This window comes from Pantoea anthophila (assembly GCF_026104315.1).
GTDB classification, from domain to species: Bacteria; Pseudomonadota; Gammaproteobacteria; order Enterobacterales; family Enterobacteriaceae; genus Pantoea; species Pantoea anthophila.
This window is the reverse complement of record NZ_CP110473.1, coordinates 2,386,338-2,402,183: the sequence shown is the minus strand read 5'-3', so window position 1 is coordinate 2,402,183 and position 15,846 is coordinate 2,386,338. Positions and strand designations below refer to the sequence as shown.

General features: G+C 54.5%; 11 protein-coding genes and 1 pseudogene. 6 read left to right on the top strand and 6 right to left on the bottom strand.

What is annotated here, in order from left to right; all coding sequences use genetic code 11:
• Positions 1-153 precede the first annotated feature (153 nt).
• A complete protein-coding gene (locus OJ965_RS13600) occupies positions 154-2,253 on the bottom strand; it encodes a TonB-dependent siderophore receptor (RefSeq protein WP_265136353.1) in 2,100 nt (699 codons plus the stop codon).
• 193 nt (positions 2,254-2,446) lie between these two features.
• The gene (gene treA / locus OJ965_RS13595; RefSeq protein WP_265136351.1) at positions 2,447-4,132 is read right to left on the bottom strand and encodes an alpha,alpha-trehalase TreA; all 1,686 of its coding nucleotides are present in this window, start codon (positions 4,130-4,132) and stop codon (positions 2,447-2,449) included.
• A gap of 210 nt (positions 4,133-4,342) precedes the next feature.
• Here treA and ghrA point away from each other — a divergent pair, with 210 nt between their 5' ends.
• Both ghrA and OJ965_RS13585 read left to right on the top strand, forming a co-directional pair.
• Entirely contained in the window at positions 4,343-5,284 is a 942-nt protein-coding gene (ghrA, locus tag OJ965_RS13590) for a glyoxylate/hydroxypyruvate reductase GhrA (RefSeq protein ID WP_265136349.1), read from the top strand.
• 38 nt (positions 5,285-5,322) lie between these two features.
• Complete coding sequence (locus OJ965_RS13585) at positions 5,323-6,060, top strand: phosphatase (RefSeq protein WP_009090774.1); 738 nt, start codon at positions 5,323-5,325, stop codon at positions 6,058-6,060.
• A 562-nt stretch (positions 6,061-6,622) separates the two neighbouring features.
• Here OJ965_RS13585 and OJ965_RS13580 read toward each other — a convergent pair.
• The gene (locus OJ965_RS13580) at positions 6,623-8,419 is read right to left on the bottom strand and encodes an AIPR family protein (protein WP_265136346.1); all 1,797 of its coding nucleotides are present in this window, start codon (positions 8,417-8,419) and stop codon (positions 6,623-6,625) included.
• A 475-nt stretch (positions 8,420-8,894) separates the two neighbouring features.
• Here OJ965_RS13580 and OJ965_RS13575 point away from each other — a divergent pair.
• Positions 8,895-9,227: pseudogene (locus tag OJ965_RS13575) on the top strand (phosphatase); the annotation flags it as partial.
• Between the two features lie 28 nt (positions 9,228-9,255).
• Positions 9,256-9,822 carry a TorD/DmsD family molecular chaperone gene (locus tag OJ965_RS13570; protein WP_265136344.1) on the top strand — a complete coding sequence of 189 codons (567 nt, stop codon included), beginning with the start codon at positions 9,256-9,258 and terminating at the stop codon, positions 9,820-9,822.
• Position 9,823: 1 nt separating this feature from the next.
• On the opposite strand, the gene OJ965_RS13565 is transcribed toward OJ965_RS13570, so the two are convergent.
• Positions 9,824-11,203, bottom strand: coding sequence for a CoA transferase (locus OJ965_RS13565; RefSeq protein WP_265136342.1), 1,380 nt, complete (start codon positions 11,201-11,203; stop codon positions 9,824-9,826).
• A gap of 43 nt (positions 11,204-11,246) precedes the next feature.
• Positions 11,247-12,131 (bottom strand): DMT family transporter, encoded by an 885-nt coding sequence (locus OJ965_RS13560; protein WP_265136340.1) that lies wholly within the window; start codon positions 12,129-12,131, stop codon positions 11,247-11,249.
• A 163-nt stretch (positions 12,132-12,294) separates the two neighbouring features.
• On the opposite strand from OJ965_RS13560, the gene OJ965_RS13555 reads away from it, so the two are divergent.
• The gene (locus OJ965_RS13555; protein ID WP_265136338.1) at positions 12,295-13,017 is read left to right on the top strand and encodes a glutamine amidotransferase; all 723 of its coding nucleotides are present in this window, start codon (positions 12,295-12,297) and stop codon (positions 13,015-13,017) included.
• Here the strand turns inward: OJ965_RS13555 and OJ965_RS13550 are convergent.
• On the bottom strand, positions 13,005-13,568 hold the full coding sequence (locus tag OJ965_RS13550) for a class I SAM-dependent methyltransferase (RefSeq protein WP_009090764.1): 564 nt from the start codon (positions 13,566-13,568) through the stop codon (positions 13,005-13,007). The genes OJ965_RS13555 and OJ965_RS13550 overlap by 13 nt on opposite strands.
• Positions 13,569-13,800: 232 nt before the next feature.
• On the opposite strand from OJ965_RS13550, the gene exaC reads away from it, so the two are divergent.
• The gene (gene exaC, locus OJ965_RS13545; protein WP_009090762.1) at positions 13,801-15,321 is read left to right on the top strand and encodes an acetaldehyde dehydrogenase ExaC; all 1,521 of its coding nucleotides are present in this window, start codon (positions 13,801-13,803) and stop codon (positions 15,319-15,321) included.
• Positions 15,322-15,846: the final 525 nt, after the last annotated feature.

The following is a 15,846-nucleotide window of genomic DNA, read 5'->3' as shown; positions in this document are numbered from 1 at the left end:
AAAGGCCGGGCGGATTTCAGGAACGTTCGGGAGGAAAAGGTCTGCAGGCAGAGAAAGATAATTCTGAGCGGATTGGAAGAGGCTGAAAAAGGCGGGTTATCAGAGGAGAAAACCCTCCGGACTGGCCGGAGGGTTTCATCACGGAGGCTTTTATCAGAAGTCGTAACCGACGGTCGCCATCACGCTGCGTTCAGCGCCACGGTAGCAGTAGCCGGTGCCGTAGCAGGCGGCCACATAGGTGCGATCGGTCAGGTTATTCGCATTAACCTGCACCCAGGCTCCTTTCAGGCTGTTATTCCAGACACCGAGATCGGCGCGAACGGAGGCATCAAACAGCGTGACCGACGGCAGACGGGTAGTGTTCTCGTTGTCCGCCCACTGCTTGCCGATGTAGCGCACGCCCGCGCCGGCACTCAGACCGTAATCAAACTGATAGTGGCCCCAGAAAGACGCCATGTTGTTTGGCGTTAAGTAAGGCGTGTGCCCATCATTGCCATCTATTGACTCTTTGAAACGCAGATGATTCAGGGTATAGCTCGCCACCGTGCTCAGCCGCGAAGTTAACTGATTATGCGCTTCCAGCTCGATACCCTGTGAATGAATTTTGCCCGATGGCGTAAAGAAGGGCGTAGGCACGTCGCGGTTCGCCACATCTTTCTGCGTCAGATCATAAATCGCAGCGGTATAGAGATCGCGTGTACCAACCGGCTGATATTTCACTCCGGCCTCATACTGTTCTGACGTGGTCGGTTTCAGCAGGTTATTGTTGCGGTCGGTAAGCGCGTTAGGCGTAATCGCCTGGCTCCAGCTGACATAAGGCGAGACGCCGTTGTCGAAGGCATAGAGCAGGGCGGCACGTCCGCTGATGTGATCATCCTGACGACGCTCGCTGCCGCTGTTATTCGCGACAATGCGATCGTACCGGCCAGAGAGATCCAGATGCCAGCGGTCCAGCTTCATCTCATCCTGCAGATAGAGGCCGGTCTGGTAGTAGCGACGGGTTTTATCCGCCCAGGCATAAGCTGGCATATCACCGACCTGCTCGCCGGTCAGGGCATTCAGCTGTGAAGCCACGCCGCCTGCTGCGGAGATCTCATTTTTGTAGCGGTGATATTCAGCACCCAGCGTCACGCGATGCTCCAGTTCACCGGTGGCAAACTCCGCCTGCAAACGGTTATCGGTCGACCATCCGGAGAGCGACGAGCGCTCACCAGCATAATAACGGTTCAGCAGATCGGGATTATTTTCATCCCAGCCAGACTGATAGACCTGATCGAGATCGGCATTTGAGTGGCTGTAGCTGCCGGTTGAGGAGAAGGACCAGACGTCATTAAAGCGATGGGCGAAGTCGAAGCTGTAGATCTGCTCGCGGCGTTTGTACTGATCGAGGTCGCTGTTGCCCTCATAGAATCCTTTGCTCAGCTTATAGCCGTTGTGTTCGGTGATGCTGCCATCACCCGGGACAGAGCCGTGATAGCCGCCAGAGGGATCTTTCTGCAGATAGGCTTTCAGGATCAGATGGGTATCTTCATCCGGCTGCCACATCAGCTGCGGCATCAGCGCATATTTCTCTTCGCGGGTATGATCGTACTGGGTATCGCTGTTGCGGGTCACGCCGGTCAGACGGTACGCCCACTGGTCGTTGATGGCGTTGGTGTAGTCGAACATCGTGCTGGTGGTGGCATTGCTTCCCGCCTGCAGCTGAATGTGACCCTCTTCCGCAAACTGAGGACGTTTGGTGACCATGTTCACCAGCCCGCCGGGCACCGTCTGGCCGTAAAGGGCCGAAGAGGGGCCTTTGATCACGTCGATGCGCTCAAGGAAGGCGTTATCCACCTGCAGAATATTGTAACTGCCGCCGTCGCTCATCAGCCGCATGCCGTCGAGGAAGGTATTATCGGTATCGCCGCCGTGGAAGCCGCGCAGCGAAATTGTGTCGTAACGTGTGGCGGCACCGCCAAAGTTAGTAAAGACGCCGGAGCTGTAGCCCAGTGCCTGATTCAGGTTCAGTGCGCCCTGATCCTGGATCTGCTGACGGGTCACAACCGAAATTGACTGCGGCGTGGTCACCAGCGGCCGATCGCTCTTAGTTGCGCCCTGGCTGGTGGTCGCCAGATAGCCCTGGGTGGGAGAGGTCGCATCTTCCTGCGGCTGGGCAGTCACGACCATATCGGCAGCGTAACTCAGGGCAGGCGCGGCCAGCACCAGAGTGCAGAGGGGAACATAACCTTTCAGCGGCAATGACAGTTTCATCGAAATTCCTTTCTTAACAAAGGTTCAGCCAGGTGTTATCAATTTATTGATAGGTAATCTCATTATCATAATGAGAATTATTACCTTTTGTAAAAACGCTGCAATTTTGCCTGTGGATGAGAGAACGTCAAGTAAAATTCGCTGAAGTGAGGAAAGAATACCTCCGGCCAGGCCAGAGGTATTCAGAGACTAATCAGGGCTGAGAGGCTGACGCCTGAGGAATATCGTGGGCGCTGTTACAGGTTTTATCTTTCGGGCAGTACTTATCCAGCAGTTTCAGCGTCACGCCGTTTGTCCAGCCGAAGCCATCCTGCAGCGGGTACTCACCGCCGCCGCCGCCACCGAGATTTTTGCCTTCAACGACATATTTCTCGACCAGCTTATGCTCACGGTCATAGGTGCTCTGGACATTTTGCAGGAAGCGTAATCCCACCTTTTTAGCCAGTTCTGGCTGGTTGTAATGCTCCAGTCCTTCGACTGCAACCCACTGCAGCGGTGCCCAGCCGTTAGGGGCGTCCCACTGCTGACCGTTGTTCACGGTGGTCGTGACCAGCCCGCCTGGCTTCAGCAGCTGTTTCTCAACCGCGCTGGCGGTACTTTCCGCCTGCTTATCGCTGGCGACCTGCAGATAGAGCGGGAACAATGTGGCCGCGGTCAGCTGCGGATGAACCTGCTTTTTCTGCCAGTCATAGTCGGCATACCAGTTCTGTTTGCTGTCCCACAGATAGCGGTTAATCGCCGCCTGGCGCTTCTCTGCGCGATCGGCATACTGCTTCGCCAGATCGCTCTGTTTGTTCATCTGGTACCCTTTAGAGAGCGTCTGCTCCAGATGGAACAGCAGGCTGTTCAGGTCAACCGGGGCCAGCTGCGTCGTGCGGATGGTGGAGAGGTTATGCGCATCGGTAAACCAGCGTGAACTGAAATCCCAGCCCGACGCTGCCCCGGAGCGCAGCTCGCGATAGAGTTCCGCTTTATTGCGCTGCGGCGCTTTCTGCGCGGTGGCGATATCATCCATCCAGGACTCGGTGCGCGGCACGTCACGGGCATCCCAGTAGCGGTTAAGCAGCGTGCCATCCGCCAGCTTAATCACCCGCTTGCTGGCCGCGCCCGCCGCCACTTTGTCGCTATCCGCCATCCAGTAGTCATACTCTTTCTGCAGTTCAGGCAGGTAGTGACTGTACGCTTTGCCCTGGTCATGCGTTGCCAGCAGATCGACCATCAGGCTGAAGAATGGCGGCTGCGAGCGGCTCAGATAGTAGCTGCGGTTGCCGTTGGGAATGTGCCCGTAGCGATCAAGCAGCGAGGCGAAGTTATCCACCATATCCTGCACTTTATCCCAGTGTCCGCTCTCGGCCAGTCCCAGCATGGTGAAGTAGCTGTCCCAGTAATAGATCTCGCGGAAGCGACCACCCGGCACCACATAGGGTTTGGGAAGCTGCAGCAGCGAGTCATATTGTCCGGCGCTGCTGGTGGTGCGCGTCAGCACCGGCCACAGGCCATCAATGTGGTCACGCAGGTTTTGTCCGGCTGGCGGCACATATTTGTCGCCTGCGGCGGGCAGGGTAAAGTTGGCATCAACAAAACGCTTCAGATCGAAATTGCGCTGTTTCTTCTGCATCTGCCAGTCGGCAAGTATCGACGCGGGATCAAATTTCGGCACCGCATCGGCAAAGGTTTTCTGGTCCGGGTAGAACTTCGCCTGTTGCACGGCATTAAACAGCGGCCCCAGACGAACGTCTGGCGGCTGCGGCTGATTATCCAGCATGCGGCTGTGGTCGTCGGCATGAGCAGTGAAGGCGGGTACGCTCAGCAGCAGAGTGAGCAGAAAGGGCGCATAACGCTGACGCCGTGGGGCGGCGTTTACCTCAATTTTTGTCATCGGTTTTTCTCCTTGTCCGAAATGCGGCCGCGCGTAACGCATTGACCACAGGACCAACTTTAGACCGTATCCTGACACTTCACCCTGAAGCGAGCCGGAAATGTGAAGCCACGGGAATTATTTTTAGGGTAAAAAGCCCTGCGCGACGCGGGTTTTTTCTTGCGCTGACCGGGATTTTCCCTGACGCTGAAAGAAAAAAAGGAGAGCAGGATGGAGATCATCTGGTATCACCCGTCGCAGTCTGCAACGGCCTGGATTCGGGGTTTACAACAGCGTCTGCCACAGGCGCGGGTGCGTGCCTGGCAGCCAGGCGATGAGGGGCCGGCCGATTATGCGCTGGTCCGTTCCCCTCCCGCAGAGATGCTGCGGGGACGGTCTACCCTGCGCGGCGTCTTTGCCCTGGGCGCGGGCGTCGATGAGATTCTGAAACAACTGGAGCAGCACCCGGAGATGCTGCCCGACAGCGTGCCGCTCTATCGGCTGGAAGATACCGGCATGGCGCGCCAGATGCAGGAGTATGCTGTCCATAGCGTCCTGACCTGGTTCCGCCGCTTTGACGACTACCGGCTTCAGCAGCAGCAGGCGTGCTGGCAGCCGCTGCCTCCCTATACGCGTGAAACCTTTACCGTCGGTATTCTGGGGGCGGGCGTGCTGGGGCAGAGCGTCGCCGAGGGCCTGAAGCCCTGGGGATTCCCGCTGCGCGTCTGGAGCCGTTCGCCGAAAATTATTGACGGCGTCACCAGCTTCGCCGGTCGCGATGCTCTGCAGCCGTTCCTGCAGGGGACGCAGGTGTTAATCAACCTGCTGCCGAGCACGCCGGAGACGATTAACCTGATCGACCAGCACTTTTTAGCGCAGCTGCCGCACGGCGCGTTCCTCCTCAACATTGCACGCGGTGCACAGGTGGTGGAAGCGGATCTGCTGACGGCACTGGAGAGTGGTCAGCTGAAAGCGGCGGCACTGGATGTGTTTCAGGTGGAGCCGCTGCCTGAAGCGCATCCGCTCTGGTCCCATCCGCGCGTCACAATTACCCCCCATAATGCGGCGGTCACGCTGATCGACGAAGCGATCGACTATATTGCCCGCGCCATTACTCAGGACCAGGCAGGCGAAACGCCGCAGGGCAGGGTGGATCGGCAGCGCGGCTATTAACTAACCGGCCCTGCAAGGCCGCTCAGGAGGAGAGAAGAATGTATCCGGTAGATTTGCATATGCACACTGTTGCCAGCACACATGCTTACAGCACGCTGCACGACTATGTGGCTCAGGCGAAGCAAACGGGCCTGAAACTGTTTGCCATTACCGATCATGGCCCTGATATGGCTGACGCGCCGCACTACTGGCACTTTGTGAATATGCGCATCTGGCCGCGGGTGATCGAGGGTGTGGCGATTCTGCGCGGTATTGAGGCCAACATTAAAAATCAGCAGGGGGAGATCGACTGCTCCGGCCCGATGCTTGATGCGCTGGATCTGATCGTTGCCGGCTTTCACGAGCCGGTTTATGCGCCGCGCGACAAAAAACAGCACACTGACGCGATGATCGCCGCAATGGCCAGCGGACAGGTTCACATCATCAGCCATCCGGGTAACCCGAAATTTCCGGTCGATATCCCGGCTATCGCTGAAGCTGCCGCGCATTATGACGTGGCGCTGGAACTGAACAACTCCTCCTTTACCCACTCGCGTCCCGGCAGCGAACCTAACTGTCGCGCGATTGCCGCCGCGGTGCGCGACGCCGGTGGACGGCTGGCGTTTGGCTCCGATTCCCATACCGCATTTACGCTGGGCCATTTCGAACACTGCCTGCGCATCGCCCGTGAAGTGGATTTTCCGGAGGATCGGGTGTTAAATGTCACGCCGCGCCGCCTGCTCGACTTTCTGGAGCAGCGCAGCGGCAAACATATTGCTGAACTGGCTGACTTTTAACTGCTTCGTCGGGAACTCAGCCCCGCATAGGGGCTTTTCAGGGCCACCTTTCTCTGGTTTGAAAAGCACGCCTATGTTCAGATATTATCCAGCATATCTGAACAAAATAAGGCCAGGGAAGGGACGCATCAAACATTGCTAAAGGTATATGGGATAGCATTAAAGGGCTTCCGCAGAGTGTGTACTATGGTGCTAAACGTACCTATATAAGTACCGGTGCTGTTGGATATGATCGGAAATTACGCAACGAACGCGAGACCGAGCGATTCTACCAAGTAGTGAAATCCTTGGTTAGAAATGAGGAACCCTTACGAAGGTTGGTTACTACAGTCATTACCGAGTTTTACCGGAAACTTGACGATGAGGGTAAACAAACCATACATAATCAGTTGGCATATGGTGCTGGCCGTTTTAGTGGCCGTTTTAGTGGCCGTTTGGGTGGTCAGATTTTTGTGTCACAAACAGTAGCTATGGCAATTACCGCCAACTCCATTACAGGATGTTTGGCGGTTTTTAATTATATGGATTGGTAGAGTGAGCTAAAATGAAAACACAATTTACTTTAGGGGTTGTTTACCTTATTAACAAAATTGCTATAAGGGTTTTTACCGCCCATCATTCCTTTAATGGCAACAAAAGAGGTTCCAAAGTTCCTGACAAAGCTCTCGGTGGAATTATTAATGTCAGACTCAACAGAAAGCCTCTTTTTAAGCCCAGCCTTTAAAGTTATCAACTGGTGGGATAGCTTTTCGAGTAAATCTATCCAAGTCGAGATACATTGCTCTCTACTCAAATTGCTATGAAAACTAACACCATATTTTTGTTTAATTTTTTGTTCCAAGATGGTTTCCAATGCATGCGAAATTGCATGTATAATCATGAAAGAACTACCTCTTTCATTTAAAAGAGTTAAAACATTTTGTTCATGCTCAGTTATGTCTTTTTGCTTTAGTTTTTCCAACAGCTTTTCTTTGTATAAATTACATGCTTCTAATAATGTAAAGACATAGATAAGGTGTTCGGCTGTAATGCTATCTTGAAATGCCGTATTATAGAGATCTGTATCTTCCCAAATTTTACTTTTGCGGTGGTAACTATCTTTTGGATTACCATGCCATGAAATCAGTGCTTGGGCGGCAGTATGGGCATCAATCCGTAAAGATTTATCGCCATCAAGCTTGTGCCCTCTCAAGCCGCCATCGTAGGAAGCAATTGTTATTTTTTTAAAAGATTCTCTTAATCTTTTCTGAATAGGATCGTTAGCCTTAAAGTCAGATGGTATAACAATATTTTGGCTATTATTGAATCTTGTTATATCTTGGATTTTTTGTAAGTTAGAACACTTGATGAACCGTATTCCTATATATATTTTATCAATACCTTTTTCATCTAGTGAGCCTAGTGAACCGGTAGTTTGAGCACCGTTAACAATAGAAAGCCCTCTAACTTTTGTAAGTTTTCCAGTTGTTTTATTTTGATCAACATCTACTTCATAGTCATGTACTAACGCAGTGATTCCGTTATTGAAAACAAAAAAGTCATTTTTTTGTTTCCTTGCTGAATTTTGTATTCCTGCATTAATTACTTTATCTTTATCTTTTTTATTTGCCCCCATAAAGCCTCTTACGTTTGCACTGAAAAGAAGGTCTTTATGTTTTTGGTAAAGTTCGGCTAACCAAGATCCAGTGATATTTGTCATAAAAGCTTGCCAACCGTCACCGCTTCTTAAAAATCCGAAACAATCTTCTGGTAAATCTATTTCATCTTCAATAAGAATGGCGTTTTTAGAAGATCTATAAAACTCATCTAAAGATTCTAATCCAACTTCTTTTATACTGACATCAATACCTTTATTAGTCTTAAATTGCTCCCTAAGTTGACTTCTGCCGGCCTCCAAAAGTGGAGCCATTTGCTGTTGAATTTGGGCGCTTTCAGGACAGTTATGAAGATACCAGAAGTGAATCATGCTTATTTCATTTTTTCTGATAGATTCGCGTGCTTCAGTGATATGAGGTCTCATTCCTTCTGGAATGTCCTTTATAGGAGTGGAAAATAACACTCCTATTGCATAAGCAAGATCGGCACCCTTGTTTCCTTTTGCAGAAGGTTTAAATGTTTGTGCTTCATAGGCTTGAATAACAACGATTGATCTTTGTTCTTTATTCACATACAAAAGGTCTATTTTGCAATCATCACCGCCAGCGGTTATTGCTGGACCTATCTCATTTAAGGGATCATCAATTCCATAAAAAAGCTCTAAAGCAAAAATTGAACACCTGTTCTCTTTAAATCGCTCAAGGTCATTTCTTTGAGTTAATGCACTAATGAATGAACTGTCATCAAATTTACGATATTCCATTAAAATTTCCCCTTTTTTTTAACGAGCTTACTCCCTTTATTTAAAACAATTAATGTTTAAGAAACAACTGTTTTATTGAGATTAATCTTAAAAAATTTTATTGATTGAATTTTTTATAATTTCATTTGTTTATTATATCTTTCTGATGTTTTTTTAAAGAGTTACTCAATGATACCCAGTTAGTACCGTAAGGTTCAGCGGGATTCCTTATAGCTGTGCTCGTTACGATGAACGTCGCGAACAAGCGAAGTACAGCAAATTTGCAGAGCAGACAGGTTTTCACTTTGAAGTGGTTGTGGGGTAGATACTTCATCGCTTTGGTATCAATGGCACGGAACCAATGTAGTGTGTGAGATAGTAAAGGTTGAGTATTGTCCTTAGCTTAGATGGGACTAAACTATGGTATCCCTTATAAGCTAGGTAATTTCATTTTTATCTTCGCCTCAGGCTGTAGCAGAAAATCGTTTTCGTCACGAAATTTCCGGTCGATATCCCGGCTATCGCTGAAGCTGCCGCACATTATGACGTGGCGCTGGAACTGAACAACTCCTCCTTTACCCACTCGCGTCCCGGTAGTGAACCTAACTGTCGCGCGATTGCCGCCGCGGTGCGCGACGCCGGTGGACGGCTGGTGTTTGGCTCCGATTCCCACACTGCATTTACGCTGGGCCATTTCGAACACTGCCTGCGCATCGCCCGTAAAGTGGATTTTCCGGAGGATCGGGTGTTAAATGTCACGCCGCGCCGCCTGCTCGACTTTCTGGAGCAGCGCAGCGGCAAACATTTTGCTGAACTGGCTGACTTTTAACTTACTTTGCCTCAAGGAAATCTGACTCATGAATGAGTTTTCCATTCTGTGCCGCGTGATCGGCTCTCTGTTTAATCGTCAGCCGCAGGACCCGCTGCTGGTCCCGCTGTTTACCCTGCTACGCGAGGGTAAGCTGCAGTCACAGTGGCCGCTGGAGCAGGATGAGCTGCTGACCCGTCTGCAACAGAACAGCGATCCTCAGGCGCTGGCCGCTGATTACAACGCGCTGTTTGTTGGCAGCGACTGTAACGTGCCGCCTTACGCTTCACAGTGGCATGAAGGAAAAACCGAGCCGGAAGTGCGGGCGTTTCTCTCCTCGCGCGGTATGCCACTGAGCGATGCGCCCGCGGATCACTTTGGTGTTCTGCTGCTCTCTGCGTCATGGCTGGAAGATCAGTCGGCGGAAGATGAGAGCGCGGCACAGCTGGCGCTGTTCGAAGAGTATCTGCTGCCGTGGTGCGGGGCTTTCCTGGGCAAAGTGGAAGCGCATGCCACCACCGCGTTTTACCGCACGCTGGCGATGCTGAGCCGCGAAGCCATTCAGGTGATGTACAACGAGCTGCTTGAGAGTAACGAACAGCAGCCCGACGCCTGAGTCACCACGCCGCCGGGTGCGTACCCGGCACACACCCCGGCGTTGCGCAGAACTGTGGCGTGCCGGGCAGCCAGGCGGCGGCGCGCAGCCGGACGCCAATACCCCATGGCGTCAGCTCCAGGAAGGGCAGGTTGTCCTTCACCTGAGGCACAATGCCCGAGCCGGTGTGCTGGCCTGCGGCATGCTGCTGCAACAGCCATGCGGTGCGCGCCAGTGACAGCCGGACCTGGCTGCCGTGCCCTCCTGTAAGACGCCGCCGTAATCCCTCCAGCACCGCGGCCGCCAGCAGATAGCCGGTGGCATGATCCAGCGCCTGGACCGGCAGCGGGAACGGTTTATCGCTCTGCTGCCACTGCATGCCCCGTTCGGCAATACCGCAGCCCATCTGCACCAGACTGTCGAAACCGCGCCGGTTGCGCCACGGCCCCTGCCAGCCCCAGGCATTCAGGCTGGCATCGACCAGCCCCGGTGAGAGTGACTGGCGGGTTTCGGCGTCAAAACCGAGCCGTTCCAGCGCATCGGCCCGATAGCCGTGTACCAGAACATCGGCGTCCCGCAGCAGGCGGATAAACCGGTCGCGATCGACCGGCTGTGTCAGGTCGAGCACCGCACGTCGCTTGCCGCAGCTCATCTCCTCATCCAGCGTCGGCTCCGCCCAGCCGGGGGGATCGATACGCAGTACCGTGGCACCCAGGCTGGCAAGAAAGCGGGTGGCGACGGGGCCGGCAATAATCCGCGTCAGATCCAGCACCCTGATCCCCTGTAACGGACGCGCTTCAGCCAGCGGCCACGCGGGCGCAGGTGCTGCAGCCGTCGTGTGCCAGTCAAACAGCGGCTCGCGCTGCACCGCCTGACCCTGGGGATGCTGCTGCCAGGCTTCAGCGCTGCGCATTTTGGCGGCACAGCCTCCCGCATCAATAATTGCCTGTTCCAGTTCGCTGGCCTGCCACTGCTGAACCTGCTGCGCCAGCGCCGGGCGATCGGCGTGGGTGCCCAGCACCTGTTCCATCGCCAGCCGGTGATGAGCCGCGTTGGTATGCAGGCGGATCCAGCCGTCGCGACTGCGGTAGTCACCGGCAAAAGCATCCCACATTGCCGGGGCCGGGCGGTTTAACGGATGAAAGCTCTGCTGGAACCAGCGTGACGCCTGCCTGACGTTGACGGTAACAGGTGGGGAGGGATAAGTCGCGCGGGCGGTGGCGAGAAGCGCCGCCACCGCCTGGGTTGCCAGACCCAGGCTGGTGGCCGCCAGTTCACTGACGGCAAACGCGGAAGAGAATGTGGAACGATCAATAAAAGCGGGGAGAGGCCAGACGTTATCGCTGCCTTGCAATCCCTGCACCATCTGTTGCCAGAGTGAGGCGGTGCGCGCTGAATCCATGTTGTGCTCCCTGAGTACGTTTTCTCAAGCATAGCACGCCGGATTAACGCCGCCGCAGGCGCGGGAAGCGGGCGTGCATGCGCAGGTTACGCAGGTTAAGCACGGCGATGGCGGTGCCAAGGATCACCAGCGAGGCACCGATAATCTTAAAGCGGTTGAGACTGTCTCCCAGTACGACGATGCCCATCAGCACCGACAAGACCGGCGTCAGCAGGGAGTAGGGCATGATCAGGTTGACGTTATATTTCTTCAGCAGCACATACCAGAGCGTGTAGGCAATAATTGACGAGGCGATGGCGCTGTAAAGAATGGCGAACCAGCCGTGCCAGCCTGCATGTTCGAGGGCGTAAAGCTGATTCGACTCCATCACCAGGCTGGAGGCACCGACAATCGGCATCGCCAGAAAGGCAATCCAGCCGGTCATGGTCAGTGGCTTAATCGGCGGCGACTTCTTCACAATCAGGTTACTGACAGCCCAGCCGGTGGCGCTGCACAACAGCAGGCAGAGCACCCACCACGACGGAATCGTCGGGCTGCCTGACAGCACCACCACACCGCTCAGCGAGATCATAATGCCCATGATCTGCACCAGCTTCAGCTTCTCTTTCAGCACCAGCATCGCCAGCAGCATGGCAATCGGCGTGCCCAGCTGCACCACAATTGCCCCGGTGCCGGCATCGGTATAGCGCAGGCCGACGAACAGCAGCGAGAAGTGCATAAACCCGAAGGTGAAAGCCAGCAGCAGCAGCCAGGGCAGTTGCTTACGTTCAATACGGCAAAACGGTACCAGCACCACGGCGACGACCAGAAAACGCATAAAGGTCAGAAACAGGGGCGGCAGCTCCAGCAGGCCCCATTTCACCGCCACGTTGTTGAAGGCCCAGACAGAGACCACCATCAGAATCAGAAAAAAATGCCGCACAGCCACGATAATATCCTTTCGATGTTTTTTGCTTAGCCCGCTAATGATGGCACGAACTGCGGCATTCCAGCCAATGCCGGAAAAAATTTTCTGCGCGCAGCGGTGAGACTTTTGGACGTGATGCTGGCAGACTGATTTGACACGACTTCTGAAAAGGACCCGATTCGGTATGACCCAGACGCGCGCTTTACCCCTTGCCCTGATTCAGCTTGAAGTCCCGCCCGCTAACGTTGTTTCGCAGATTGGTGAACAGCCACGCTGGTTTATCGACGCCCTCGATCTGCAACCCCATGAGTACCTGATTGTGCGGCCCCATCTCGGTGAAGCGTTACCGGCTTTTGATGAGATCTCCGGGGCGATCCTCAGCGGCTCCTGGGCGATGGTCACCGATCATGAGGAGTGGAGTGAGCGCAGCGCGGCCTGGGTCCGGGCAGCCATTGAGCAGGAGCTGCCGCTGCTGGGTGTCTGCTATGGTCACCAGCTGATGGCCTATGCGCTGGGTGGCGAGGTGGCGGATAATCCGCATGGCTGGGAGCGCGGCCTGCTCCCAATCCGCTGCAGCGCTCAGGCGCAGCGCGATCCGCTGCTGCAAAGTCTGCCAGCCGAGTTCAGCGTCTGGCTGTCACACCGGCAGTCGGTCATCACTCCGCCGCCTCAGGCGCAGGTGCTGGCGGCGTCGGCGCAGGATGGCTGCCAGATTGTGCGTTACGCTCCGCAGGCGCTGTCGGTGCAGTTTCATCCCGAATTTTCACGGCAGATTATGAACGTCTGTCTGCCGGAAGGGCTGTCTGATGGCGGGGATGTTATAGAAGGGAAAGACTGGGCGCGTGCCTTGCTGGTGGAGTTCTGGCAACAGACGCGCCCGGCCGCAGCGCAGGCTCAGGGCGCGTAGTGACGCCGGCAGCGATAGACCCAGGCGGGTGGCACATTTTTCAGCACCCGCTCGCGTTCCCAGGTGAAGTAACGCGACAGGTCGGGCTGGGTCAGTGAGGTGTACTGAAACTGCACGAAGATCCCATCCGGCCCCAGGGCATTAAACACCGCCCGCAGGATCGCTTCGCGCAGCGCGGGCGGTAAGGACAGCAGTGGCAGGCCGGAGAAGATCGCATCATATTCCCCGTTCAGGTACTCCGCGGAGCAGGTGCGCACGGTCATGCGCGTGTCGTCCAGCGCGCTGAGCTGGTCGGCCAGCGCAGCGCTGATCTCAAAGGCATCCAGCGTGGCGTCAGGGGACATCTCTGCCAGTATCCGCCGTGTCAGGACGCCATCGCCCGCGCCCAGCTCGGCAATCCGTAACGTTTCAGGCCACGCCACCGAGGCAATCATGGTGCGGCATAACGCCTCTGAGGACGGCGTTATGCTGCCCATCATGCGCGGATTGCGGATAAACTGATGCACGAAATTGGCTTTAGCGCGCATCTGGGTAAAAGCCGAAGCCAGCATGCTTATCTCCCGAATGAATTCATCCTCTCGTTGACCCCTTTGTGACGCACTAGTTTCTTATTTGCCAGCCTTTCCGAAAAAAGTCGGAATTTTCTATAAACGAAGCGGAAGCGACGATTCCTTCGGCGCGGTCACAGTTTCCGGTCATCGGAACTGACAGGCTGGCGATGATCATTCATGTTAATAATAAGTTTCGTCATTGTTACATCAGTCACCTGTCAGGAGAATGACCATGCGTTATGCCGCCCCGGGAGAACAGGGTTCTCTGATCACGTTACAAAAGAATTATGGCAACTTTATTAATGGTGAATTCGTCGCGCCGGTGAACGGCAACTACTTCACCAATACCTCGCCGGTAAACGGGTCTGAGGCCGGTGAGTTCCCGCGCTCAGACGTGGCTGATGTGGATAACGCGGTGGCAGCGGCCGCGGCGGCCGCAGAAGCCTGGGGCAAAACCTCTCCGCAGCAACGCGCGCTGCTGCTGCTGAAAATTGCCGATCGGCTTGAAGCGAATCTGGAGACGATGGCGGTTTATGAAACCTGGGATAACGGTAAGCCCGTGCGCGAAACGCTGGCGGCGGATCTGCCTCTGGCTGTTGACCACTTCCGTTATTTTGCCGGCTGCGTCCGGGCGCAGGAGGGGAGTGCGGCTGAGATCGATGAGTTCACCGCCGCCTACCATTTCCATGAGCCGCTGGGCGTGGTGGCGCAGATTATCCCGTGGAACTTCCCGCTATTAATGGCGGCCTGGAAACTGGCCCCGGCGCTGGGTGCCGGGAACTGTGTGGTGCTGAAACCGGCGGAACAGACGCCGCTGTCGATCACCGTGTTTGTCGATCTGATCAAAGACCTGCTGCCGCCGGGGGTGCTGAACGTGGTGCACGGGTACGGTAAAGAGGCGGGTGAGGCGCTGGCGTCCCACGCCGGCATTGCCAAAGTTGCCTTTACCGGTTCAACCGCCACCGGCGGCCACATTCTGGAGCTGGCGGCGAAGAGCCTGATCCCCTCTACGGTCGAGCTGGGCGGTAAATCACCCAATATCTTCTTTGAAGATATCATGCAGGCGGAAGAGAGCTTTATTGAGAAAGCAGCCGAAGGCGTGGTGCTGGGCTTCCTGAACCAGGGCGAAGTCTGTACCTGCCCGTCACGGGCGCTGGTACAGGAGTCGATATATGAGCCGTTCATGGCGGCCGTCATGAAGCGGGTGAAAACTATCAAACGGGGCGATCCGCTGGATACAGAGACGATGGTGGGTGCCCAGGCGTCACAGCAGCAGTTTGATAAAATCCTCTCCTATCTGGACGTGGCCCGGCAGGAGGGCGCGGAGGTGCTGGTGGGCGGAGGCGTTGAGAAACTGGATGATTCCCTCAACAGTGGCTACTACATTCAGCCGACCCTGCTGAAAGGCAACAACAGCATGCGGGTATTCCAGGAGGAGATCTTTGGCCCGGTTATCGGCATCACCACCTTTAAGGATGAAGCCGAAGCCGTCCGCATCGCCAACGACTCCATCTATGGGCTGGGGGCAGGCGTCTGGACCCGCGATATCAACCGCGCTTATCGGGTCGGCCGGGCAATCAAAGCCGGACGCGTCTGGACAAACTGCTATCACCTCTATCCGGCGCACGCGGCCTTTGGTGGCTATAAGAAATCGGGGATTGGGCGCGAGACCCACAAAATGATGCTGGATCACTATCAGCAGACCAAAAACCTGCTGGTCAGCTACAGTATCGAACCGCTCGGTTTTTTCTGAACCTGACGCGGGGAGCCGCTGCCTGCGGCTCTCCGACTTCTCCGCTATCACCGCTGAACCACGCTACGGCGTGGTTTTTGTACGATTAGAGGATGTAATGTACCGGGTGATTTTTGCCTTCAGGAACCGTCAGACGGCCCGGTAAAGAACAATTAATCAGTCTGTTAAAAAATTTAACATGTTTATTTAACGTTTCGCTTACTTTTCCCTCCCCACGCCGGGTGCCTGGCTGCAACCAGGCACTACATCAATATATTAACGTATTGATAAACTGGCATTTATACGAATCCTCCTTTGCGAACCGTCGCCAGATGCCTCTCTGCTTTCGGGGCACGAATCATTCTGATTTTTCCTTAATAGCGCCACTCATTACATGAGAGGTATTAATACTGATTTCAGCCCTGTCATATTTTTGAGTAAAAATACTTCATATTAACGCAACTTGTTAAGATTACTCCTATGTAGATGGTTAAAAGTGAGGCAGATTTGTATTAACAAAATTAGTTAATGAAATCTGATGTTTTT

Coding starts and splice junctions, on each gene's coding strand:
- OJ965_RS13600 (WP_265136353.1), bottom strand. CDS start 2,253: ATGAAACTGTCATTGCCGCTGAAAGGTTATGTTCCCCTCTGCACTCTG.
- treA (WP_265136351.1), bottom strand. CDS start 4,132: ATGACAAAAATTGAGGTAAACGCCGCCCCACGGCGTCAGCGTTATGCG.
- ghrA (WP_265136349.1), top strand. CDS start 4,343: ATGGAGATCATCTGGTATCACCCGTCGCAGTCTGCAACGGCCTGGATT.
- OJ965_RS13585 (WP_009090774.1), top strand. CDS start 5,323: ATGTATCCGGTAGATTTGCATATGCACACTGTTGCCAGCACACATGCT.
- OJ965_RS13580 (WP_265136346.1), bottom strand. CDS start 8,419: ATGGAATATCGTAAATTTGATGACAGTTCATTCATTAGTGCATTAACT.
- OJ965_RS13570 (WP_265136344.1), top strand. CDS start 9,256: ATGAATGAGTTTTCCATTCTGTGCCGCGTGATCGGCTCTCTGTTTAAT.
- OJ965_RS13565 (WP_265136342.1), bottom strand. CDS start 11,203: ATGGATTCAGCGCGCACCGCCTCACTCTGGCAACAGATGGTGCAGGGA.
- OJ965_RS13555 (WP_265136338.1), top strand. CDS start 12,295: ATGACCCAGACGCGCGCTTTACCCCTTGCCCTGATTCAGCTTGAAGTC.
- OJ965_RS13550 (WP_009090764.1), bottom strand. CDS start 13,568: ATGCTGGCTTCGGCTTTTACCCAGATGCGCGCTAAAGCCAATTTCGTG.
- exaC (WP_009090762.1), top strand. CDS start 13,801: ATGCGTTATGCCGCCCCGGGAGAACAGGGTTCTCTGATCACGTTACAA.